Raw genomic sequence first — 22,305 nt, 5'->3', positions numbered from 1 at the left:
GAACGTAGTCCTCCCCGGATGTAGGTCGATAGGAGCAGACGGTCTGCGCTGCTCGGCTCCCCCAGTCACCGGGCGTCGGCGAGTCACCGTCGGCCCTACGAATATGCCACTCCAGGGGTCTTTCCACACAATTATCCACAGATGTGGACAACCTGGGGATGCACGCAACCGCGTGTCTGATTCCCCGAACCGGGCGCGTACCTGCGGGTTCACAGCAATCAGCTGGCAAAGTCAACCGCGGTCGCAGCGAAGGACCGGAAAGGACCGTACACGACGCCCACGCCGCGACACGAACCCCCAGCAAACGCCACGCGGAACGATCGATCCAGTGCGGAAATCGGGCCTCGACCCCCGAGTTTGACCCTCGTCCAGGGGGTAAGTACCCTTCTACAGTCACCCTGTGGTGCGGTGGCGGCTGTCTGCTGCCCGTGCCGACAAGGGTATTGCGCCGAGAGACCCCGGTCCCTCGAGAGCACCGTTTCACCGACAAGCTTCGGGCGTCACCGGATGCCCACCACCTAGAGGAGTGTTGACCGTGGCCAAGGGCAAGCGGACGTTCCAGCCGAACAACCGTCGTCGGGCGCGCGTCCACGGCTTCCGTCTTCGGATGCGGACCCGTGCGGGTCGTGCCATCGTCTCGGCGCGCCGTGGCAAGGGCCGCGCCAAGCTCACGGCCTGATTCGGTAACCCCGGATGCGGCGTCGTATGTGCGACTCGCCGTCCGGTCTCCGGTCCCCCATCCGCCCGCACTCCGCTGGATGCTCAGGTGCTGTCTGAGCCCTACCGGCTGCACCGGCGCATCGACTTTTCCCGGACGGTGCGCCAGGGCCGGCGGATCGGGAGACGGGACCTAGTTGTGCACGTACTGCTACACGACGATCAGTCGAGCGGATCGACCCCGGACATCCGGGTGGGCGGTCCGCGATTCGGCTTGATCGTCAGCAAGGCGGTGGGTCCGGCGGTGGTACGCCACCGGGTGGCCCGCCGCCTGCGTCATATCTGCGCAAGCTTGACGGCCGAATTGCCCGGCGGCGCAGACATTGTCATTCGCGCCCTGCCGGGTGCCGCCGGCGCGCCCTCCGACGAACTGCTGCGTCAGTTGCACAGCGGTTTGCGCAAGCTCGGCGCTCTCTCATGAACGCGCTGCGCGCCGGTGCCCGGATCCCGGCCAAAGCTCTGATATTCCTCATCGAGCTGTATCGGACCTATTACTCCCCCACCCGCATGCCGGTGTGCCGATTCACTCCCTCGTGCAGTGAGTACGCGGTGACGGCGCTGCGCACCCGCGGACTGTTCGTCGGGCTCGGACTGACGGCCGTCCGATTGGCGAAATGTGCGCCCTGGCACCCTGGTGGGTGGGACCCCGTACCGGAGCGCAAGCACCGGCACGCGGCATCAGCTTACGAAGGATCATCGCCCGCGGTGACCGGCGATACGAACGACGGGAGTGCATAGCGCCGTGCTCGACTTCATCTATTACCCGGTGTCGGCCATTCTGTGGTTCTGGCACCAGGCATTCGGGTATGTGCTGGGCAAGAACAGCGGATTCGCCTGGGCACTGGCCGTGGTGTTCCTGGTGTTCACGTTGCGGCTCGTGCTCTACAAGCCGTTCGTGAAGCAGGTGCGCACCACCCGGCAGATGCAGGAGTTGCAGCCCCAGATCAAGGAGCTGCAGAAGAAGTACAAGAACGACCGTCAGGAGATGACGGTCCAGATGCAGAAGCTGCAGAAGGAACACGGCTTCAACCCGCTCATGGGCTGTCTGCCGGTGCTGCTGCAGGTTCCGGTGTTCCTGGGTCTGTTCCACGTGCTGCGGTCGTTCAACCGGACCGGTCATGGGATCGGGCAGCTGGGTATGTCGCCCTACGACAACGCGCACACCCCGAACTACATCTTCGGTGTGGACGATGTCCAGTCGTTCCTGAGCGCCCGGCTCTTCGGTGCTCCCCTGTCGGCCTACATCACCGAGCCCGCCACCGTGCTGCAGTCCTTCGCCGACTACGGCGGCGTGCCGAGCAAGGTGGCCATCGCAGCGGTCTCCATTCCACTCATGGTGATCGCCGGTATCGCGACTCACATGAACGCCCGCGCCTCGGTGGCCCGGCAGTCCGCGGAGGCCGCGGCCAACCCGCAGGCCGCCATGATGAACAAGATGGCGCTGTACGTCTTCCCGCTCGGTGTGCTCGTGGGTGGTCCGTTCCTCCCCGTCGCCATCCTGATCTACTGGGTCTCCAACAACATCTGGACCTACGGACAGCAGCACCTCGTCTTCGGCCGCATCGAGAAGGAAGAAGAAGAGAAGAAGAAGGCCGCCCTGGAGCGTCGCGCGCAGCACGCCCCGAAGCCGGGCGCCAAGCCGGTCGACGTCCGCAAGAAGCAGGCGGCCGCCAAGGTTGAGGACGCCCCCGTCGAAGACGCCGTCTCCGACGCGCCGCAGGCGTCGCAGAATGGTGCCAAGCCCGCGCCCGGCGCCCGGCCGAGCACCGGCAAGAAGCGCTCCGGTAATCGTGGCCGCGCCAACCAGAAGCGGCGTCGCTGAGACTTACAACTCCAGATGAAGGAAACAACCATGACTGTTGAAACCGACGGAGGGGACCCCACTGTGACGGCAGCGACTGCGGCACCGGACGCCGCGACCGACGCCGAGGAAGCGCTCATCGAAGAGGGCGAGATCGCCGGCGATTACCTCGAGCAGCTGCTGGACGTGCTCGACTTCGACGGCGATATCGACCTCGATGTGGAGGGCGACCGCGCCGTCGTGAGCATCGACGGCGGTAAGGATCTGGCGAAGCTGGTCGGCCGCCGGGGCGAGGTGCTGGACGCGCTCCAGGAGCTGACCCGGCTGGCCGTGCAGCAGACGACCGGCGTGCGCAGCCGGCTCATGCTGGATGTCGCGGGCTGGCGCGCCAATCGTCGTTCGGAACTGAGCGCGCTCGGCACCGAGGCCGCCAAGCGCGTGCTGGAAACCGGTGAGCGTGAAGCCCTCGCCCCCATGACCCCGTTCGAGCGCAAGATCGTCCACGATGCCGTGGCCGCCCTCGACGGTGTGGTGAGCGAGAGTGAAGGCGTGGAGCCGAACCGCCGGGTGGTGGTGCTCCCCGCCTGACACGCGGACACATACGGCAGGGCCCCCGGGTTGCAGAGACCCGGGGGCCCTACGCTTGTCTGAAGTCGTCCCCCGTCGCAATTCGCCACCGTGCGAGGGGGTTCGGGGGCATGATCCCCGAGAGTCCCCCCACGGGTTGGGCAAGTTCGTTCGGAAGGATGTTTCACGTGGAACCTGACACCGAGATGACCGCTCCGGGTCCGGTTGATCCCCCGGCCGCTGCCGCGGTCGTTTTCGGCGATCGGCTCGACAAGGCCCGGCTCTACTACACCGCCCTCGCCACCGCGGGCGTGGAGCGCGGACTGATCGGCCCGCGTGAGGTTCCCCGGCTGTGGGATCGCCACATTCTCAACTGCGCGGTGATCGGTGACCTGATCCCCCACGGTGTGCGCGTGGTCGACATCGGCAGCGGGGCGGGCCTGCCCGGCATCCCGCTCGCCATCGCCCGGCCCGATCTCCGAATCACCTTGGTGGAGCCGCTGCTTCGCCGGACCGTCTTCCTGGCCGAGTTCGTGGCCGAGGCCGGACTCGACAATGTCCTCATTGTGCGCGGCCGGGCCGAGCAGGCCGGCGTGAAGAAGGAGGCGGGCGGCGCGGACATCGTCACCTCTCGCGCGGTCGCTCCCCTGGCGAAGCTGGCGGGGTGGTCCATGCCGCTGGTCCACGAACACGGACGGATGCTGGCGCTCAAGGGAATCAGCGCCGCCGAGGAACTCGAGCGCGATCGCGACGACCTGACCAAGGCGGGCGCGGGGCACGCCGAGGTTCTGGAATGTGGTGCGGGAGTGCTCGAGACGCCGACCTATGTGATCAGTGCCGAGCGGTTGGCGCGCGCCGAACGCCGCGCGGAGCGCAAGGGTGGGGGTCGTGGGACCAGTCGCCCGAAGCGTCACTGACGAAGCTCGGGCAACTCCGGGGTCGCAATGTTTCATGTGAAACATGAAGCCGGTTGCGATCTTTGAGTGGTTTCGCGGGTGAGTTTCCCCGACTCGAGGTGTGTCGCGGTGCGAAGCTGTCCGTTCAACTTCCGTATTGTGTCCACTACTGGCAAGCTAATGAACGTCGAGCGTGAACGACTTCCAGCCGATTCGAGCCAGCCCTCGGTGACAACGCAGCGTCGCGGCCGTTGCTGCCAGGTGCGCGAAATTCTGCTCGGCCATGTGTCTTTGAGTTCTTCGGGTTAGGAGCCTGTATGTCCAACGGTCCGGCGAATGTTTCACGGGAAACAACGTCCCGGGTTCCCGGCATGCTCGATAGCGGTCCCTTCGATACCGACGAGTTCAGCCGTACCCCGTTCGGGAACATCTCTGCTGACACCCCGATTGCCGCCGAGGCGCAGCGCGCGAGTCAGGTGCTGTCGGGCACCAATGCTCAGATTCCGCGTCCCCGGGAACAGCGCATCATCACCATCGCCAATCAGAAGGGCGGCGTGGGCAAGACCACGACGGCCGTGAATCTGGCTGCCGCGCTCGCCATTCAGGGCATGCGGGTGCTCGTCATCGACCTCGACCCGCAGGGCAATGCCAGTACCGCGCTCGGCATCGCGCACCACTCGGGCATCCCCTCCAGCTACGAACTCCTCATCGGCGAGTGCTCGATCAGCGACGCCATCCAGCAGAGCCCGCACAATGAACGGCTGCTGTGCATCCCGGCCACCATCGATCTGGCCGGCGCCGAGATCGAACTCGTCTCCATGGTCGCCCGTGAGGGCCGGCTCAAGGCCGCCATCCATGAGGCCAACCTCGCCGGGTACGACATCGACTACGTCATGATCGACTGCCCGCCGTCGCTGGGTCTGCTCACCGTCAATGCGATGGTCGCCGCCAAGGAGGTGCTGATCCCCATCCAGTGCGAGTACTACGCACTCGAGGGTGTAGGTCAGCTGCTGCGCAATATCGGTCTGGTGCAGGCACACCTGAATCCCGGATTGCACGTCTCCACCGTCGTTCTCACCATGTACGACGGCCGCACCAAGCTCGCCGATCAGGTGGCCGAGGAGGTGCGCTCGCACTTCGGCGACGCGGTGCTGCGCTCGGTCATCCCCCGCAGCGTGAAGGTGTCGGAGGCTCCCGGCTACGGCATGACCGTCCTCGATTACGATCCGGGCTCGCGGGGTGCGATGAGCTACCTCGATGCCGGACGCGAGATCGCGTCGCGTAACTCGGCGCGCCAGACTGCGTCGGTGCCCGTTTCGGACGCACAATCCGGTGTGTAGGTGAATCTCGGTGGCGGTGAACAATGGAAGGGGTCGGTAGGCCGATGAGTCAGGCGAAGAAGGGTGGACTGGGGCGCGGCCTCGCGGCACTGATCCCGACCGGCCCGGCGACCACGCCCGGCGGGCTCGGCAATGCCGCCGCCAATGTTGTCATCGGGCTGGATCCGGTTGGTCCGCAGTCGGCATCGGCGTATCTGCATCGGGTTCCCGATCCGGTCGAGTCGGGTGTCGACGCCACGGGCGCGGGTGCGGTCTACCGGGAGATCCCGCCGGAGCAGATCGAGCCGAACCCCAAGCAGCCGCGCACCATCTTCGAAGAAGAGGCGCTGGCCGAACTGGTGCACTCCATCAAGGAATTCGGTCTGATGCAGCCCATCGTGGTGCGTCAGGTCGAGTCCGCACCGGTCCCCCGGTATCAGCTCATCATGGGCGAGCGCCGGTGGCGGGCCAGCCAGGAGGCGGGCCTGCCCGCCATCCCGGCCATCGTGCGGGAGACCGCGGACGACTCCATGCTGCGGGATGCGTTGCTGGAGAACATCCATCGGGTGCAGCTGAATCCACTCGAAGAGGCGGCCGCCTATCAGCAGCTGCTGGAGGAGTTCGGCGTCACCCACGAGGAACTGGCCTCGCGCATCGGCCGTTCGCGTCCGGTCGTCACCAATATGATTCGCCTGCTGAAGCTTCCGATTCCGGTGCAGCGCCGGGTGGCGGCCGGCGTGCTGTCGGCCGGGCATGCCCGTGCCGTGCTGGCCTTGGAGGCGGGGGCCGACGCGCAGGAGGCCCTGGCCGCGCGGATCGTGGCTGAGGGCATGTCGGTCCGGGCGACCGAGGAAGCCGTCACTCTGGCGAATCGGAATCCGGATGCGGTCACTCCCCCGGCGCCCAAGCGCAAGCCGATTCAGATGCCGGGTCTGCAGGACGTGGCGGAGCGGTTGTCGGAGTCCTTCGACACCCGCGTGACGGTCAGTCTGGGCAAGCGCAAGGGCAAGATCACGGTCGAGTTCGGCTCCATCGATGATCTCGAACGAATTGTCAGTCTCATGGAGCAGTCGAAGCCCTAGAGTGGGTCCACCCCGAGGGTCACAGTGGAAACGTCACTGTGACGTTCGGGTTCATGGCCCTGGAGAGGCGTAAAGCGTTGATCGCTTATTCTTGCTGGCGAGCACTGTGTGATGCGGCGTGAGTGTGGATGAATCAGACAGCTGGAGGCTGAGCAGAGCAGTGTCGACCAGCGTGACCGCACTTACCCTCGGCGGACTCGACAAACTTCCGGTACATGCGCGGCGGTGCGTGTTCTGGGAGATCGATCCGGCCGTGGCGGCGGATTCCCATAGCTTCAGCGACCCGACCTTCGAGAAGGAGGCCTGGCTCTCCACCGTCATGTTGCAGTGGGGGTCGTGCGGACAGGTCGCCGTGGTGGATGACCGGTCGGCGGGCTGTGCGCTCTATGCACCGCCCAGCGCGGTGCCGCGTGCCGCTCTCTTCCCCACATCCCCGGTAAGCCCGGATGCGGTGCTGCTGACCACGCTGAGCGCCGAAATGCCCTACCGCGACACCGACATAGCCCTTCAGCTGATTCAGGCCGTGGTGGGCGATCTGGTGCGGCGCGGTGTACGGGCCATCGAGGCGTTCGGCATTCGCAAGGATCCGCCGACGACCGCGATGCCGGCCATCGGTTCCATGACACTGCGGGAGCGGATCGGCACGCCGCGCCGCTCCCCCGCGCCTGCCCCGTCCGGGTGTTCGCCGGAGCAGTGCATGATCGAGGCCGACTTCCTGGAGGACGTCGGTTTCAAGGTGGTCGCCTCGCATCACCGATTCCCGCGCCTGCGTCTGGAATTGGATCACGAGCACCTGTGGAAGGAAGACGTCGAGCGTGCGCTCGATCAGCTCCTCGCGGCGGCCGCGCTGACGATGCCCACCCGCATCGCGACGCGGTAGACCTCCCACTCCCCCGACGAAAAACCCCTCCAGCCCTAATGGGTTGGAGGGGTTTGTTTCATGTGAAACATCAGAGCCGGTCTGCGGCCGCCAGTTCCTCTGCGAGCAGTTCGGCGAATGTGTATGTCCCCGTGGGCTGGTCATCCTGGCCCAGCAGGTACAGCCGCTTCACGGAGATCAAGATGGCCTCGGCGATCACGTCGCGCATGCGCGGGTTGGTCAGCACCGAGGAGTCGTAATCACTGGTCAGGTAGCCGATGTCGACCTGGACGGTCGGCATCTTGGTGAGCCGCAGCAGATCCCAGGTGCGGGCGTGGGTCCGGCAGTCCTGCAACGAGGTTCGCGCCACGATCTCGCGCTGGATGAACCCGGCCAGCACCTGTCCGATCATGGATGTGGAGCCGTGCGAGTTGCCGAAGTGGAAGCTGGCCACGCCACTGGCGGCACCGCTGTCATTGCTGGCGCAGCGCAGCGAGATCATCAGGTCGGCGTCGAAGGTGTTGGAGGTCTCGGCCCGCTCGGCGTCGGAGGGGTTGGCCCCCCACGGCCGGGACAGGAAGGTCTCCATACCGGTTGCGGCCATGCGTCCTTCGAGCCGGCTGGCCAGATCCCAGAGGATCTCCGATTCGTAGACGTCACCGAATTCGGTCGGCACCGGGGAGCCCTTGTCGGGTCCGCCCAGGCCCGGATCGATCACGATGCGCTTACCGGTGAGCTGCGGCCCGGCCCGGTGCACCACCTCTTCCTCGGCGATCCGGTGCGGGTTGCCGCCGGTGACACGGGCGCCCAGCAGATCCAGCGAGCGCAGGGTGTCGGGACCGCAAATGCCGTCCGAGGACAGCCCGATCTCGCGCTGGAACGAGGTGAGCGCGTCGTGGGTGTGCGGGCCGAAGTAGCCGTCCACCCGGTGCACGTAGAAGCCCAGATCCTGCAGTCGCCGCTGCAGCGTGGCGACATCGTCGCCGTACAGCGGTGCGGACAGCTGGTAGATGAGGGTCCGCGCGCCGAGGCGGTAGGACGCCTCTTTCAGCGCGCGGTAGGTCGCCGGACCGACCACGCCGTCGACCAGGAGTCCGCGGTGCTGCTGGAAGGCACGCACCGCGGAGTCCAGATCATGGTCGAAGGTCGCGTCGGCGTCCTTCCAGTACTCCCCGATCGGACCCGAGGGGTCGCTGTTGGGGCGGGAATGCAGGAACCCGAGGCTTGCCAGGGTGCTCCGAACCTCTGCTACGGCTGGTCCTGTATCGCCGTGACGAAGTCGGTGCATGCGTGAGAGCCCTTTCCTTCCGCCAACCCGGGTACCCATTCATGCGGCGGTTCACACCTACGCACGACCGGAGCGTCGAACGATTGTTTCAGACCCGGACCGAATTTCGGCAACTGTCGAGTGCAGGCATCCTAACCCTGGTGCCTGCGTCAGGGGCCGAAGGAGGCAGCTTGCGTAACCACGTAGGCCTCCCTGGCGCCGAAATTCTATCCAGCATGTCGTTAAAGAACTTCGTCCAGTTCGCGCAAGAGGGCGGCTTTGCCCTTCGCGCCGACGATCCGCTTGGTTTCCTTGCCCCCTTGGAACAGGACCATGGTAGGCAACGACATGATGCCGTAGTGGGCCGCGGTCTCGGGGTTGTTGTCGGCGTCCACCTTGGCGATGGTGATCTTGTCCGTGTTGGCGGCGGCGATCTCATCCAGCACCGGGGCGACCATCTTGCACGGGCCGCACCAGGCGGCCCAGAAGTCGACGAGTACGGGCTTCTCACTGAGCAAGACCTCGTCGGCGAACGTGGCATCGGTCACCGTCTTGGTGGCACCGGTCTTGGCGTCGGACATGCCTAGCTCCTTCAGTTGTTCACTTCCACCGGCTGACCGGCGTGATCGAGGGTGTTGGTGGTGATGTCACCCTGCTCGGCGAGCCAGCGCTCGGCGTCGATGGACGCGCGGCAGCCGGTACCGGCGGCGGTGATGGCCTGCCGGTAGGTGTGGTCGACCAGGTCGCCCGCGGCGAAGACGCCCGGGAGCGAGGTGTAGGTGCTCTGGCCCTGGACCAGCACGTAGCCCTCGTCGTCCAGATCGACCTGGCCGCGCACCAGTTCGCTGCGCGGGTCGTGGCCTATGGCGACGAACAGGCCGGTGGCGGCCAGCTCGGAGGTCTCGCCGGTGCGGGTGTCGCGCAGGGTCAGGCTGGTGACCGAGGTATCCCCGTGCACCGCAACGACTTCCGAGTTCAGAACGAAGCGGATCTTGTCGTTGTTCTTGGCCCGCTCCAGCATGATGCGGGAGGCGCGGAACTCCTCGCGGCGGTGGATGATGGTCACCGAGCTGGCGAACTTGGTGAGGAAGGTCGCCTCCTCCATGGCCGAGTCGCCGCCGCCGACCACCACGATGTCCTGGCCCTTGAAGAAGAAGCCGTCACAGGTGGCGCAGGCGCTGACGCCGCGGCCGAGCAGCTCCTGCTCGCCCGGGACATTCAGGTAGCGGGCCGCGGAGCCCATGGCGAGGATCACAGCGTAGGCCTCGTGGACCTCGCCGCCGACGGTCACCTTCTTGATGGGCCCGGTCAGGTCGAGGGCGTCGACGTCCTCGGTGCGGATGTCGGTGCCGAAGCGCTTGGCCTGCTCCCGCATCTCCTCCATGAGGTCGGGGCCCATGATGCCCTCACGGAAGCCGGGGAAGTTCTCGACCTCGGTGGTGGTCATGAGCGCGCCGCCGAACTGGGTGCCCTCGAAGAGCAGCGGTTCCAGTTCCGCACGGGCGGCGTACACCGCGGCGGTGTAGCCGGCCGGACCGGAACCGACGATGATCAGGTCGCGAACAGGCGTGCTCAAGGTGGCCCTCCGAAGCTGTAGTGCAGAATCTCGATCGCTCGAGCGTGAGCGTGTCGGTCAACAACAGCCTAAACGGTGTTGTTCCCGGGTCTAACTGCCTCCGCTTCGTTCCGGCGGGTTCGCGGCCAAGGCGCAGGTCTATGGAGCCGGAAGCTCGATTCTTCCCTTCCCCGCTCCAGGGCGGAGGTCTATTCCAGCCGCAGTCCAGAATCGAGCCGGGCCGCGAACTCCGGGTGAATCTCTACGGTTGTTCGCCTCTAGCCGATGTCGGCGCGTCCGAGGACCTGGGGATTGCCTGGGCCGCAGGCTGTTCCGAGGACGGCGGCGGTGATCTGCGGGGGTTTGGGGCCGGCCAGGAGGACCAGGACGCCGGGTGTGCCGGAGAACACGACGCTGCGGGAGCCGAGTATCTGGCGGTCCAGGCCGGCCGCCTGCAGGCAGGTGGCGAGGGCGTTGCCGGTGGCCAGTGGGCCGGTGATGTCGTGGCGGCCCATGGCGGTGAGGACGGCCGTCGGCGCCAGACCCGGGTCCAGGTTGGCGTCGGCGGCCGGTTGGGCGGCCGGGGCCACGGTGCCGGTGCTGACGGCGTCCACGGCCACCACGGCGCCCGCGACCACCGCCGCGGCGGCCGCGGCGATGGTGAGCCAGCGCAGGCGGCGGGAGGGGGTCTCGAACGGGACGGGCTCGCCGGGATCCGTGTCGTCCTCGGGCGCGGCTGGAGGTTCGGGATCCTCGAGCTCCCGGGGGTCGAGCCGGCCGGTGTCGAAGATGGAGCCGTCGAGCACCGGCATGGGGGTGGTGGACGGCGGGGCCGGATGGGTGGAGCGGGTGACGGGCGGCGGCGCGACGGGCAGCCGGGTCACGGTGGCAGGCCGGTCGGCGGTGGCCGGGCCGGTGGCCGGGTCCTCGTCGCCGGTGGCGAGGTCGTCGATCATGCGTTCCAGACGGGCGGCCACCTCGGCGGGCATGGGGTGGGCGATGTGTTCGTCGCGGCCGAGGTCGTGCAGGCGATCGTCGACGTGGTCGAGTGAGTTCAGATAGCGCATGGCCTCCGGGTCACGCCGGACCGCGGGCCAGAGCCGCTCGGATTCTTCGGGTGGCAGACTGCCGCCGTGTAGATCGGCGAGCAGTTCGGTGGAGAAGGGCGGCGTGGGTACCGCGGTACCCGCCATTGCTCCTCCGGTGTCCTCCATTGCCCCTCCAGGGCTTCGAGTAGGAAACGCAGACCTGTCTTTGTATCCGACGCAGCGGAACCGTTCAAGGTTCCCCCAATATTGCGGTGTTCGAGTCGAATTCAGGTGTTCATCGCCTGTCCGGTGTTCGCTTCGTGAAAGTGCGCCGCGAGCCGCCGCCGCCCGCGCGCGCACCGGCTCTTGACGGTGCCCTCCGGAATGCCCAGCAGCGCAGCGGCATCCGCGATGGTGTAACCCTCGAGCTCGACGGCGACCAGGGCGGTGCGCTGGTCGGCGGGCAGGGTGAACAGCGCGGCGTCGACCACCAGGGTGGCCTCCAGGGCCGCGAAATCGTCTCGCGGGCAGCGTGGTTCGTCGGCCGTGTCGTCGGACAGGGGTTCGGTGCGGCGCAGCTTGTTGCGGCGGATGCGATCCAGGCAGGCATTGACCACGATGCGGTGCAGCCAGCTGCGTACCTCGGCGTCGCCGCGGAAGGCGCCCGCGGCCTTGTGCGCGGACAGCAGGGCGTCCTGGAGCGAGTCGGCGGCGTCCTCGGGGCCGTAGGAGGCGCGTAGCGCGGTCTGCCAGAGATGGTCGCGGTGGCGGCGGAGCAGTTCGGCGAAGGCGTAGGGGGCCCCACCGGCGTGGGCGGTGAGCAGGTCGCGATCGCTGACCTGCGGTGCTTCCACGAGTTCGTGCGCTGACGACAATGCTTCCCCTCAGACCGGTGGCACGGCCTGTTCACGGGCCGGGCGTCACCGAGATGTGTGGCTGTCATCCGGGACCGTAGAAGTCGGCGCCCGGGAGCTCCCCTTGCCGAGAGTACGCAAGATCATATCGAAGATAACGATTCGGTAGCACCGAAAATCGAGAAAAAGCGCAGGTAGCAGGCGCTTGGTCTGAATTGCGCGACGTGCTTGTAATCAGCGCTCAGTGTGATGTTCAACTCTCAGGTTCGCGGCCCGTCTCGTTCTGGACTGCGGCTGGAATAGACCTCCGCCTTGGAGCGGGGGAGCGAAGCGGAGGAGGGAAGAACGAGACCTTCAGGGCCGCGAACCAGCCCGGAGCGAAGCGGAGGGCAAGTTAGACACTGGCTTCGAATCGGATCTCGGCGATCGAAGACTGGAACTGGCCCCCGTTGTTGGCCAGCTGGGTGATCCACACCAGCACGTAGCGGGCCGGCTGATCGGCCCGCACCGGAATCTCGGTGGTGCCGTCGCCGAGCACCGCCGACCCGATCAGCTGGGTCTGATCCAGGGTCGGCGAGGCGGTCGGCGAGGTGCGGATCTCGACCTGCGTTCCGGGCGAGGGCGATTCGATGATCACCTTGGTCAGCTTGCTGGGGCTGCCCAGCGTGGTCAGTACGCCCACGCCCTTCTTCAGGGCCGGGAACTGCTGGAAGTAGGCGTCGGTGCGCCAGGTGGTGGCCGGGTTGTTGTCCAGCACCGCCGCGATGCTGCCGACATTGTCCGGGGTGCCCTCCGGGGAGAACACCGTGGCGCCGGTGACCGGCACCGGCACTCCGCCGGTGGCCGGCGCGCCGGTCGGAACCTGGGACGCGCCGGGGGCGGCCGGTGCCGTCGCCGAGGTGGTGAGGCCGATATTGCGCTGTTCGTTGAGCGGCGCGTTGGAGGAGCCGGGCGCGAAGACGCTCAGCAGCCACCAGATGATGACGCCGACCACCAGCGCGGCCAGCACGCCCAGACCGACCAGGATCCACATCATCCGCTGCGAGCGTTCCTTCTCTGCGGCGAGCAGTTCCGGATCGGCGAGGGTCTCGTCGGGTGCGCTGGGCGGCTTCTGACCCAGGCGCAGCACCGGGATGAAGTCGGTCTTCTGGTCCACCACCGACGCCTGCTCCAGCACGTGCTGGACGGTGGCGGCGGTGCGCACGCCCTTGTTGGACTCCAGCGACCGCACCGCGACCGCCGAGATCTCGAAGGGCACCTCGGGCCGAATGGTTCTGGGCTCCACCGGCGTTCCGTCCGGGCCGAAGTCGGCCAGCGGCAGGCCGCCGACGGTGGCCGCGCTGCCGGAGACGCCGCCGACCCGGATCGGCCAGTGCGCGGTCATGAGCGCGTAGAGCATGGCGCCCAGGCCCCGCACGTCGGACTGGGCGTCCGAGTCGGACAGCGTGCCGGGGAAGGCCAGCACGGCGTCGCCGGCGGCGCTGATCCGCACCCGGTCCGGATGGTCGATGGACAGCGAACCGCCACCGCGGTGCGCCATTTCGGCCGCGGCCGCCAGCGCCCGGACGGCGCGCGCGGCGCCGATCGGCGACGGCACGGTCTCGGCCATCTCCTTGAGCGAGCGGCCGGGGGTCCACTCGGCCACCACGATGCCGCCGGAGGAGCCGCGCACCACGTCCAGTACGCGCGCCAGACCGGGCGAGTTGATCCGGCCCAGGCGCAGCGTGCGTGACAGGATGGCCTGCGGCCCATCGTGTCCGGAGTTGTCGGTGGCCTGCTGATCGGCGTCGACGAAGGTGAGCGCGACCTCACGGTCCAGTTTCACATCGAGGGCCTGCCAGAACTTCAGCCCGCGCGCGCCGCCGTGGCTGGCCAGCAGCCGGTACCGGCCGCCCGCCACGGACGCGCCGGGCGTCAGCTTGGGGCCGCGCTGGATGCGCTTGCTCGGCGATTCCACCCGCATGGGCGGCATCTGCGGCGAGATGGCCTCGTACACGCCGGTTTCGGGACCGGCGTGGTCCTCCGCCTCCGGTAGGTGCTCCGGCTCCTCGTGGTCGCCGGACCCGCCGGATTGGGCCGCGGATTCGGCTCGGCCACCGGGCTTTCCGCCGGCAGCGCCGGAGGGAGGGGTGTCCGTGGAGAGCCCGCCGCCCGCGGCCGTTGCGGATTCGGCGGCCGGGACACCGCCCGCCGCATCGTCGCTCACCCTCGTTCCTCCTTCGCCCTGGTGTGTCGAAGACCGATGTATCGGAGCCGGAACCGCTGCGCCGGCATCCGACGTCGTGCGGAAGCCGCCGTCCGGTGTCCGTGCACTGTCCGGCGTGCCGCGGGAGCTGTCCGCGGACATGCCGGTCTGGGCAGTTGCGCTTGCCTGCCGAACAGGGTACGGGAACTCGGTCTTTTCGGTGAGGTCAACCGCATCGGGCCGGATGACGGGCAGCACCATGGTCTGCGCGTCGAGGTACGGATCGAAGCGGTAGTAGTACGGCGCCGCACGCAGGTCCGGTTTGGGCAGCAGCGTGGTCTCGTGGATGTCCTCGAGCGGCGTGCCGTCGAGGTCGAGATCCGGTGCGGGCGGCGTGATGCCGAGCCGGCGCGAGATGGCCACGGTGATGGCCACGATCTCGGGAATCCCGAGCAGGCGCATAAGCCCGAATGCCACGCCGAACATGACGATGGCGGTGATCCCGACCCGCACCAGCGAGCCGAATCCGCCGAAACTGTCCGAAAGCCGGTGCAGGCCCAGCACTGTGTCCACGATGAGCAGGACCGCGCCACCCGCCAGCGAAGCCAGTACCACGCGGGTGATGGTCTGGCCGACGTTGGCCATGCGCAGATCGCCGAGGCTGCGGTGCAGCAGCCAGCCACCGATGATCGCGCCGGTGACGAAGCCGAGGCCGCGGGCCACGCCGAGGGCGATGACCACGTTGTCCGGTGAGACGAGGACCGGTGCGAGCGCGGACAGGGTGATCTGCACGCTGGTGATGCCGAGAATGATCCAGGTGGGTGTCCACGCCTGTTCACGCGCATAGAAGACGCGCAGGTGAATCAGCACCAGCGCGTACGGAATCAGGTTGAACGCCGACCAGGACACCGCCTCGCCGAGTCGCGCGGCGTCGCCGCCGAAGCGGCCGTAACCGTAGATCGCCTCGCCGATCTGGGGTCCGGCGAAAGTGAGGAAGGTGACGATGGGGACCAGCGCGATCATGGTCAGCCGGGTTGCCGCGCCGAGATCGTCCACCACCGCCGGTGTGTCGTCGGCGGCCGCGTTGCGGCTCAGCCGCGGCATGATCGCGGTCAGCAGGGTCACGCCGAGCACACCCCACGGCAATTGCAGCAGCAGCCAGGCGTTCTGGTAGATCGTCGGACCCGCGACATCGGCGTGCGATGAGATGCGCAGCGTGAAACTGAAACCGATCTGGCTGATCAGGACGTAGAGGACGATGGCCGCGGCCATCCCGCCGAACTGCTTGAGGCGGGCATCCATCCCCCACAGCGGCCGTAGATCGATGCCCTCCCTGCGAATCGCGGGCAGCAGCGTCGCTACCTGGACCGCGACGCCGAGCGTCGTGCCGATACCGAGCAGCAGGAGCTTCGGTTCGCCCATTCGAACCGGATCCAGCGTGATCTCACCGGGTGTCACCGCGTACAGGCCGAGCACCACCAGGGCGACGCAGTTGTTGAGAACGGGCGCCCAGGCGCCGGGCTTGAACACCTGGTGGGTGTTCAGAATCGCCATGAGCAGCGCGGACATTCCATACAGCAGCACCGCGGGGACCAGCATGAAGGTCAGCGCGGTGGTGAGCCCGGAATTGACCTTGCTGTCGGCGGAGAGGAAGACGTGCTTGGTCAGGACCGGCGTGAGGATCAGCGCGAGTACCGTGCCGGTGCCGAGGACGGTGAGCGCCGTGGTGAACAGGCGTCGCACGAAGGCCGCTCCGCCGTCCGCGTCCTCGCGCTCGGCCCGGACCAGGGTGGGAACCACGATCGCGGTCAGCACCGCGCCGAGTAGCAGCTCCGAGATCATGTTCGGGATGGAGCTGGCGATGGTGAAGGCACTGGCGATGGCGGGGCCGAGCACGGTCAGCAGTAGCGCCTGCTTGGCGAAACCGGTGATGCGGCTGATCAGGGTCGCGATGGCGAGGGACCCGGTATCCCGGACCAGTTTGGCGTTCGAGTTGTCCGGCTTCTCCTCCACCTGTGCAACGGTCCCGGTGCGCGGCATCGCCTGGCGCTGTGGACCGGTCGACGGAGCCTGGCGCGGGTTCGACATCGGCGGTGTCGGGTAGCGCAGCTCGTTGGGAGGTATGGAGCCTTGGCCGGGCCCGGGCGGGCGGTTGCCCTCGCTGCCGGGGTGTCCCCAGTGGTAGCGCTCTTCGGCCGGGACGCGGCCGCCCGCCATGGGCTCGGGTCGTCCCTGTTGGGGGCGGGGGCGGTGCATGATGGGCCCGGATTCGCCGGGCGCCGGCGCCTGCCGCTGCGGACCGGACGGTTTGGCCGGATACTGCTGTCCCGGGTATCCCTGCGGATTACCGGGAACCGCCCGCTGCTGTCCCGAGGCCGGCCCCTGCGGGCCGCGCGGGCCGGGGCGGGGCGCGCCGCGTTCCCACGGCGCGGATGGCGTGCGCCGCGGCGGCGGCCCGTCGGGTCCCTCTGGTCGGCCGGATGAGCGCGGCCCGCCGTACTCGCTCACCGTGCCTCCTGTCGTTTCTTGTCCGGCTTACCCACGCGCCCCGCACTGTCGTCTCCGCCTCTGGGCTCGGGGTCGAACCCTTCGTCGGCCGGGTCGGCCTGTCCGCGGAAGCGGTGCCAGAGCCGGCGGCCGACCAGCAGGAGCAGCAGCGCACAGGCGCACGCAGTAATTATTGCCAACACCTGACCGTAAGCGTTGGACCGCACGGATACCGATACGGCATTGCCGAGCGGCACCCCGTCGGATGTGGTAAGCGCGATAGGAATGACCAGGTTTCGGCTGTCGGATACCTCGGTGGGGATCTGGAAGGATCGATTCCCCTTGGCGGGCAGCTGCTGTTCGCCGATATCAGTGATGTTCGTCTCGGCCGGCGCGTCGATCTTGAAGCGCACCCGGATGGCCACCGGCAGGTCGTTGCGGGCCACCAGCAGCAGTGGACTCTGCTCGGAGGCGAGGGTGTAGACGCCGCCGGGCGGCAGCACCGTCACCGAACCATAGAGGTTGTCCATGGTTTTGGTGGTCTGGTCGAGGCGGCGCTGCGCGTTGGTGTCCGCGGCGGCGGCCGCGGCCCGCCGGTCGGACAGCGAGAGCACCCGGATCAGGTCGTCGCGCAGCGGGGTGAGGAAGGCGCGCGGGCTGAGTTCCTGCTGCGGCACGTCCACCAGCGCGCCCATCAGCTCGGTGATGCGCTGGGCCTGCTGGTGCACCGGTTCGGCGAAGTGGGCGGGTACCGCGTCGTCGGCGGCCTCGCTCGGGTAGTCGAGCTCGTAGCCCTGTGGATCCGGCTGCTGCGCAATCAAATCGGTGAACGGCCGCGGCGTGGCCAGGCCGTTCTTCACCAGCAGGTCCAGTTGTCCCAGCACTGTGGAGGCTTCGTCCCGGTTGGCGCCCCACTGCTGCGGCGGTGTCAGCAGCGCCGAGCGCGGGCGGCCGGGTTCCGGGTTGAGCGCGGTCCAGGCCATGGCCCCGAGCGCGTCCTGCAGTCGCGCGGCGCGCGAGTCGTTGGTGACTTCGTAGCGGACCTTGTCGGGGGTGAAAGGCGGTGTGGGCGGATTGGATCCGATGGCGGCCAGGGCGGTCGCGGCCCAGATGTCGAAGGTGGCGGCGTGCAGGGTGGCGGGCGCGGGCGGCGGGGTCGGGCCGGCGGCGGGTGGCAGCGTGACGTCCGCGAGGTTCACCACGTCGGGGGTGCCCGGTTCGGGGGCCGCGCCGGCCGGTGGGGTCCGGGCAGCGGTGAAGTTGGCGCGGTTGTCACCGCTGGTCACGGCGTTGTCGGCGAGCACGGTGGTGGTGAAGCCGTGGTGCGCGAACAGCGTGGCGCCCTCGGTGTCGACGGTGCCGGCATCCGGAATGGCCACGCCGCGTACCGATTTCACCGCGAGCAGGGAGTCGATCAGGTCGGCGGGCGCGTTGAGCGCGCGGTCGGCCAGCGTGACGTCGCCGGCGGCGGCCAGCGCGCTCGGGTCGACCTGCGCGAACGGCAGTGCCACCACGCACATTCCGGGTGCGAGGGCGCGCAGCCGTTCCAGCCATGCCTTGGCGGCGTGGCTGCCGGTGCCGGAGCGGGTCGGCCCGTCCGGATCCGAGGGGCTGGCCAGCACCCGGTAGTCCCTGGTCATGTCGGACACGGTGATGAGCAGGTCCGGGTCGACGGCCAGGCAGAGCGCGTTGACGAGGTTGCGGTCGCGCCCGCTGTCGGGTTTGACCACGCTCTCCAGGGCCGACAGCAGCTGGTCGAGACGTCCGCCCTGTGCGAGTGAGGCGGCCAGGTCGTCGTCGGTGAGCAGCGCCTGCCCGTCGGGGGTCCCGGGCTGTCCGGCGACCAGGCGGGGCCGGTCGGCCAGCGGCCACAGCATGGTGGTGGCCACCGGCGGGGCGTCGATGGCGGGCGGAGCGGGCGGTGCGAGCGCGCGTTTGGGGTCGGTGCCGGGGACGCCGAGGACGGGCAGCAGGAAGCGGGCGTCGTCGAGGCGGGCCTGCCCGCCGTACGCGGGCTGGCCGTTCACATTGAGCAGCAGCGGATAGACGCCGGGCGCGGCGATGTCGAGCGACGAGATGTCGCTGGGCAGATCGGTTCCCGCGCGCAGGGCGACGGTGAGGCTGAACTGTTTGCGCTGTCCGGGGGTCAATCGGTCCGAGACGTCCTGGAATTCACCGTTGATGTCGTAGTTGACCTGGTCCAGGCGCAGGGTGGAGCGCAGCCCGCTGGGGCTGGTGACGGCCGCGCCGCGCTGGATGCGGATGCTGACGTCGTCCACCGGCCGGTCGCCGATGTTGGTGACGGTGCCCGACACCACGAAGTAGGGGTCGCTGGCGGCGGTGATGGCGGTGGGCGTCACCGAATCGAGGGACAGCTTCAGGAATTTCGGTCCGCTCGGCTGTCCGCTGCCGCTGCCGGTGGGTTCGGCGGCGGCAATGGGTGTGCCGATTCCGGGTCCGATTCCCAGCGTCGTGAGCACCGCCAGCATTACCGCGACGAGTGAAAGCAGCGTGCGCTGCGATCCCGCACGCGTCATTGTCTGCCGTTCTCCATCCGGTCGATCAGCCGGTTGGCGACCTCGGCCAGCCTGCGTTCGTCAGCGTAGGCGAGCCGGGAGTCTAGTTCGCTCAAGGGAACCCAGGCCACCTTGGTGACCTCGACATCGGCATCGGAGAGCTCACCACCGAGTGAGCGCATCAGATAGTGGTGCACGGTCTTGTGTACCCGCCGGCCCTCGGTGACGAACCAGTAATCGATGCTGCCGAGCTCGGCGACCACGGTGCCGTGGATGCCGGTCTCCTCCTGCACCTCGCGAATGGCCGTCTGCTCGGCGGTCTCGCCCTCTTCGATGTGGCCCTTGGGCAGCGACCAGAGCAGTCGCCCGCGCCGGTCGGTGCGGCCGATGAGGGCGGCGCAGCGTTTATCGCTGGGGCCGTCGAGGCCGTCCACGACCAGTCCGCCCGCGGAGGTTTCGCGGACCGTCCGCATGCGGGGCTTGGCCGAACCGGTGGATTTCGCCGCAGTACCGGCCGAACCACGCCGCCGGGGCTGGCGGCGTCGACTGTTCGCGCGATCGGCCGGGGACACTGCGTCAGTCTATAGGGGACGGCGGCTCCGCCCGCCCCAGCGGAGTAGCTCCTATATATACAGAGCTCTCATAGCAGGTAGACGCCGGTCGTGGCGCGGCACGCCGGGTGACCGGCGGGAGCGGCGGGACGCTTTTCGGGGATCGCGGCCCCGACCGACTAAGCTGCGTTTTCGTGGTTTCGCCGAAGTCCGAGGAAGCAGCTGTAGAGGATCGTCGTACTCGCCTGCTGGCGGCGGCCGCGATAACGCTGGGACGGCTCTCGGATGTCCTGACTCCGCTGGGTGAACTGTTCGCCGCGCACGGTCATCAGCTGTATCTGGTCGGCGGCAGTGTGCGCGACGCGGTGCTCGGCCGGTTGGGCACCGATCTGGACTTCACCACCGACGCCCGCCCCGAGGTGGTGCAGGAGCTCATGCGCGGCTGGGCCGATCACCTGTGGGACACCGGCGGTCTGGCCTTCGGCACGGTGAGCGCGGCCAAGTCCGGGCAGCAGCTGGAGATCACCACCTTCCGCAGCGACACATACGACCGGGTCTCGCGCAATCCGGAGGTCACCTTCGGCGACACCCTCGAGGGTGATCTGGTGCGCCGCGATTTCACGGTGAACGCGATGGCGGTGCGCATCGGCGCGCTGGGCGAGCTGGAGTTCGTGGATCCGCTGAACGGCGTCGAGGCGCTGCTGGCCGGGGTGCTGGATACGCCTGCGCTGCCGCATGATTCGTTCCACGACGACCCGCTGCGCATGCTGCGTGCCGCACGCTTCGTCTCGCAGCTGGGTTTCCGGCCGGCGCCGCGGGTGCGGACGGCGATCGTCGAGATGGCCCCGGAGATCGACCGCATCACGGCCGAGCGGGTGCGGGCCGAGCTGGACAAGCTGATCGGCGGCGAATACCCGACCGAGGGCATCGACGTCATGGTCGAGACCGGCCTGGCCGAACGGGTGCTGCCGGAGGTCCCGGCCATGCAGCTGGAGATCGACGAGCACCATCAGCACAAGGACGTCTACCAGCATTCACTGACCGTGCTGCGTCAGGCCATCGATCAGGAGCAGGGCGATCCGGATCTGGTGTTGCGCTGGGCCGCCCTGCTGCACGACATCGGCAAGCCGCCGACCAAGCGCAATGAGCCCGGCGGCGGGGTCAGCTTCCACCATCACGAGGTGGTGGGCGCGAAGATGGTGCGAAAGCGCATGCGCGCCTTGAAGTATCCGAAGCAGTTCACCGAGGACGTGGCGCGGCTGGTGTACCTGCACCTGCGTTTCCACGGCTACGGCAAGGGCCAGTGGACCGATTCTGCGGTGCGCCGCTACGTGACCGACGGCGGTGAGCTGCTCCCCCGTCTGCACAAGCTGGTCCGCGCCGACTGCACCACCCGCAACAAGCGCCGCGCCGCCGCCCTGCGTTCGACCTACGACGATCTGGAGACCCGGATCGAACGCCTGCGGGAGCAGGAGGATCTGGAGCGGGTGCGCCCGGATCTGGACGGCAATTCGATCATGGAGTTGCTGGACCTGAAGCCGGGCCCGGATGTCGGCAAGGCGTGGCGTTTCCTGAAGGAACTGCGCCTGGACCGTGGTCCGATGACCCGTGAAGAAGCCGAGGCGGCCCTGCTCGAATGGTGGCCGACACAGCAGGTTCGATAGCCCCGGGAGCCGGGGTTCGCCTAGAAGATGATCAGCGTCGTCCCCGCGACGATGGCCGAGCGGATCTGCGCGAGATCGAACGAGCCGCTGATCGCGGGCAGGTCGACGCTGAAGAACACGTGCTCCCCGACGTGTTCGGCCCGGCTGATCCGCGCCTCGCTGGGCAGCCCCGACAGCGGAATCGGGTTCAGCGTCGTGAATCGCCTGGGCGCGCGAACCTTTCGCCAGTGGGCCCGGTGCACGGTGATGGACAGGACGTTGTCGGTGATCTCGGCCGCGGCCAGCGCCCGGATACTGCGGCGCCGGTGGCGGGCCAGGACGAGCCCGTCGTCGGCGGGCCGCAGTTCCCAGTCGGGCTGCCAGGTGTTGATCCACTCCAGCAGTGCCGCAAGGGTTATCACGCCGCTGAGGTCGAGCTGTGAGGTCCGCAGCCTGGTGGGAACGCCGGGTATCAGCCGCACGCCGTGGGCGATGACGGTGAGTTCCTCGATGGGGTGGGTGTTCCAGATCAGTCCGGTGAGAACGGTTTTGGTCTGAAAGTGGGCCCCGCGCCGACGCACCTTGAGCGTGTGAAGGGTGGCTCGCAGGTCGTGGCCGAGCAGGGTGGCGCTGACCTCCTGCCCGCCGAACTGGCTGAGGATGCCCTCCGACAGCAGCGTCATGAGGACGTCGGGCATGAGCGCGGTGACTGTCCCGGCTCCGAAGTCGGCGGCTGGTTCGAGCCAGGCGGTGGTGAAACTGGTCCACTGGTCCAGCCAGCTCTGGTCGAACAAGCGTCTTCCGAGGTCCATGCCCAGGTCCACCGCGCGCAGGGGTGACCAGGCCTTCGGATCGAAATACGTGGCCATGATTGCTTCGAGCGTACTGGCCGCCGGTGACGGCGCCAGCGGCACGAAAGTGAACTGGAACACCTTGTGTGCCGTTGCCGTCCGCATCTACGGATCGATTCGATTGGTA

19 protein-coding genes are annotated in these 22,305 nt (G+C 68.1%); 10 read left to right on the top strand and 9 right to left on the bottom strand.

The features are described 5' to 3' along the window. Positions 1-535: 535 nt before the first annotated feature. The 9 genes from rpmH (at position 536) to ACQP1O_RS42705 (ending at position 7,262) form a co-directional block, all read left to right on the top strand. Positions 536-679, top strand: coding sequence for a 50S ribosomal protein L34 (rpmH, locus tag ACQP1O_RS42745; RefSeq protein WP_033085250.1), 144 nt, complete (start codon positions 536-538; stop codon positions 677-679). Positions 680-766: 87 nt separating this feature from the next. Beyond that, positions 767-1,138 (top strand): ribonuclease P protein component, encoded by a 372-nt coding sequence (gene rnpA, locus ACQP1O_RS42740; RefSeq protein ID WP_433563900.1) that lies wholly within the window; start codon positions 767-769, stop codon positions 1,136-1,138. Next, positions 1,135-1,455: a membrane protein insertion efficiency factor YidD gene (gene yidD, locus ACQP1O_RS42735; protein WP_433563899.1), complete on the top strand. Its 321-nt coding sequence runs from the start codon at positions 1,135-1,137 to the stop codon at positions 1,453-1,455. The genes rnpA and yidD overlap by 4 nt, the downstream gene beginning before the upstream one ends. Positions 1,456-1,459: 4 nt before the next feature. Next, positions 1,460-2,539: a membrane protein insertase YidC gene (gene yidC, locus ACQP1O_RS42730; RefSeq protein ID WP_433568000.1), complete on the top strand. Its 1,080-nt coding sequence runs from the start codon at positions 1,460-1,462 to the stop codon at positions 2,537-2,539. A gap of 30 nt (positions 2,540-2,569) precedes the next feature. Then, positions 2,570-3,106, top strand: coding sequence for a protein jag (locus tag ACQP1O_RS42725; protein WP_433563898.1), 537 nt, complete (start codon positions 2,570-2,572; stop codon positions 3,104-3,106). A 158-nt stretch (positions 3,107-3,264) separates the two neighbouring features. Next, positions 3,265-4,002 (top strand): 16S rRNA (guanine(527)-N(7))-methyltransferase RsmG, encoded by a 738-nt coding sequence (rsmG, locus tag ACQP1O_RS42720; protein WP_433563897.1) that lies wholly within the window; start codon positions 3,265-3,267, stop codon positions 4,000-4,002. A gap of 350 nt (positions 4,003-4,352) precedes the next feature. Then, entirely contained in the window at positions 4,353-5,321 is a 969-nt protein-coding gene (locus ACQP1O_RS42715; protein WP_433563896.1) for a ParA family protein, read from the top strand. 44 nt (positions 5,322-5,365) lie between these two features. Continuing rightward, positions 5,366-6,382, top strand: coding sequence for a ParB/RepB/Spo0J family partition protein (locus tag ACQP1O_RS42710; RefSeq protein ID WP_433563895.1), 1,017 nt, complete (start codon positions 5,366-5,368; stop codon positions 6,380-6,382). 160 nt (positions 6,383-6,542) lie between these two features. Further along, a complete protein-coding gene (locus ACQP1O_RS42705; RefSeq protein ID WP_433563894.1) occupies positions 6,543-7,262 on the top strand; it encodes a GNAT family N-acetyltransferase in 720 nt (239 codons plus the stop codon). 70 nt (positions 7,263-7,332) lie between these two features. On the opposite strand, the gene ACQP1O_RS42700 is transcribed toward ACQP1O_RS42705, so the two are convergent. From ACQP1O_RS42700 to ACQP1O_RS42665, 8 genes are all read right to left on the bottom strand, one after another. Continuing rightward, a complete protein-coding gene (locus tag ACQP1O_RS42700) occupies positions 7,333-8,529 on the bottom strand; it encodes an N-acetylmuramoyl-L-alanine amidase (protein WP_379384558.1) in 1,197 nt (398 codons plus the stop codon). A gap of 221 nt (positions 8,530-8,750) precedes the next feature. Then, complete coding sequence (gene trxA / locus ACQP1O_RS42695; protein ID WP_433563893.1) at positions 8,751-9,089, bottom strand: thioredoxin; 339 nt, start codon at positions 9,087-9,089, stop codon at positions 8,751-8,753. A gap of 11 nt (positions 9,090-9,100) precedes the next feature. Further along, positions 9,101-10,084: a thioredoxin-disulfide reductase gene (gene trxB / locus ACQP1O_RS42690; RefSeq protein ID WP_433563892.1), complete on the bottom strand. Its 984-nt coding sequence runs from the start codon at positions 10,082-10,084 to the stop codon at positions 9,101-9,103. A 257-nt stretch (positions 10,085-10,341) separates the two neighbouring features. Then, positions 10,342-11,256: a hypothetical protein gene (locus ACQP1O_RS42685; protein ID WP_433563891.1), complete on the bottom strand. Its 915-nt coding sequence runs from the start codon at positions 11,254-11,256 to the stop codon at positions 10,342-10,344. 122 nt (positions 11,257-11,378) lie between these two features. Continuing rightward, positions 11,379-11,966, bottom strand: a complete 588-nt coding sequence (gene sigM, locus ACQP1O_RS42680) for an RNA polymerase sigma factor SigM (RefSeq protein ID WP_433563890.1) — start codon at positions 11,964-11,966, stop codon at positions 11,379-11,381. Between the two features lie 373 nt (positions 11,967-12,339). After that, the gene (locus ACQP1O_RS42675) at positions 12,340-16,170 is read right to left on the bottom strand and encodes a lipid II flippase MurJ (RefSeq protein ID WP_433567999.1); all 3,831 of its coding nucleotides are present in this window, start codon (positions 16,168-16,170) and stop codon (positions 12,340-12,342) included. Positions 16,171-16,634: 464 nt separating this feature from the next. Beyond that, positions 16,635-19,154, bottom strand: coding sequence for a DUF6049 family protein (locus tag ACQP1O_RS42670; RefSeq protein WP_433563889.1), 2,520 nt, complete (start codon positions 19,152-19,154; stop codon positions 16,635-16,637). Then, on the bottom strand, positions 19,151-19,705 hold the full coding sequence (locus ACQP1O_RS42665) for an NUDIX hydrolase (RefSeq protein WP_433563888.1): 555 nt from the start codon (positions 19,703-19,705) through the stop codon (positions 19,151-19,153). The genes ACQP1O_RS42670 and ACQP1O_RS42665 overlap by 4 nt, the downstream gene beginning before the upstream one ends. A 173-nt stretch (positions 19,706-19,878) precedes the next feature. Between ACQP1O_RS42665 and ACQP1O_RS42660 the strand changes: the two genes are divergently transcribed. Continuing rightward, complete coding sequence (locus ACQP1O_RS42660) at positions 19,879-21,348, top strand: CCA tRNA nucleotidyltransferase (protein WP_433563887.1); 1,470 nt, start codon at positions 19,879-19,881, stop codon at positions 21,346-21,348. Positions 21,349-21,368: 20 nt separating this feature from the next. Here ACQP1O_RS42660 and ACQP1O_RS42655 read toward each other — a convergent pair whose 3' ends face one another. Then, positions 21,369-22,283 (bottom strand): hypothetical protein, encoded by a 915-nt coding sequence (locus ACQP1O_RS42655; protein WP_433563886.1) that lies wholly within the window; start codon positions 22,281-22,283, stop codon positions 21,369-21,371. Positions 22,284-22,305 lie beyond the last annotated feature (22 nt).

Origin of the sequence: Nocardia sp. CA-151230 (assembly GCF_050942175.1) — a bacterium.
GTDB lineage: Bacteria > Actinomycetota > Actinomycetes > Mycobacteriales > Mycobacteriaceae > Nocardia.
The sequence above is the reverse complement of the archived record's forward strand: the minus strand, read 5'-3'. Positions and strand labels throughout refer to the sequence as shown.

Bases quoted from the DNA above. Each gene is read 5' to 3' on its own strand.
- yidD (WP_433563899.1), top strand. From the start codon at position 1,135: ATGAACGCGCTGCGCGCCGGTGCCCGGATCCCGGCCAAAGCTCTGATA.
- ACQP1O_RS42725 (WP_433563898.1), top strand. From the start codon at position 2,570: ATGACTGTTGAAACCGACGGAGGGGACCCCACTGTGACGGCAGCGACT.
- rsmG (WP_433563897.1), top strand. From the start codon at position 3,265: ATGTTTCACGTGGAACCTGACACCGAGATGACCGCTCCGGGTCCGGTT.
- ACQP1O_RS42715 (WP_433563896.1), top strand. From the start codon at position 4,353: ATGCTCGATAGCGGTCCCTTCGATACCGACGAGTTCAGCCGTACCCCG.
- ACQP1O_RS42710 (WP_433563895.1), top strand. From the start codon at position 5,366: ATGAGTCAGGCGAAGAAGGGTGGACTGGGGCGCGGCCTCGCGGCACTG.
- ACQP1O_RS42700 (WP_379384558.1), bottom strand. From the start codon at position 8,529: ATGCACCGACTTCGTCACGGCGATACAGGACCAGCCGTAGCAGAGGTT.
- trxA (WP_433563893.1), bottom strand. From the start codon at position 9,089: ATGTCCGACGCCAAGACCGGTGCCACCAAGACGGTGACCGATGCCACG.
- ACQP1O_RS42685 (WP_433563891.1), bottom strand. From the start codon at position 11,256: ATGGCGGGTACCGCGGTACCCACGCCGCCCTTCTCCACCGAACTGCTC.
- ACQP1O_RS42675 (WP_433567999.1), bottom strand. From the start codon at position 16,170: ATGCCGCGCACCGGGACCGTTGCACAGGTGGAGGAGAAGCCGGACAAC.
- ACQP1O_RS42670 (WP_433563889.1), bottom strand. From the start codon at position 19,154: ATGACGCGTGCGGGATCGCAGCGCACGCTGCTTTCACTCGTCGCGGTA.
- ACQP1O_RS42655 (WP_433563886.1), bottom strand. From the start codon at position 22,283: ATGCGGACGGCAACGGCACACAAGGTGTTCCAGTTCACTTTCGTGCCG.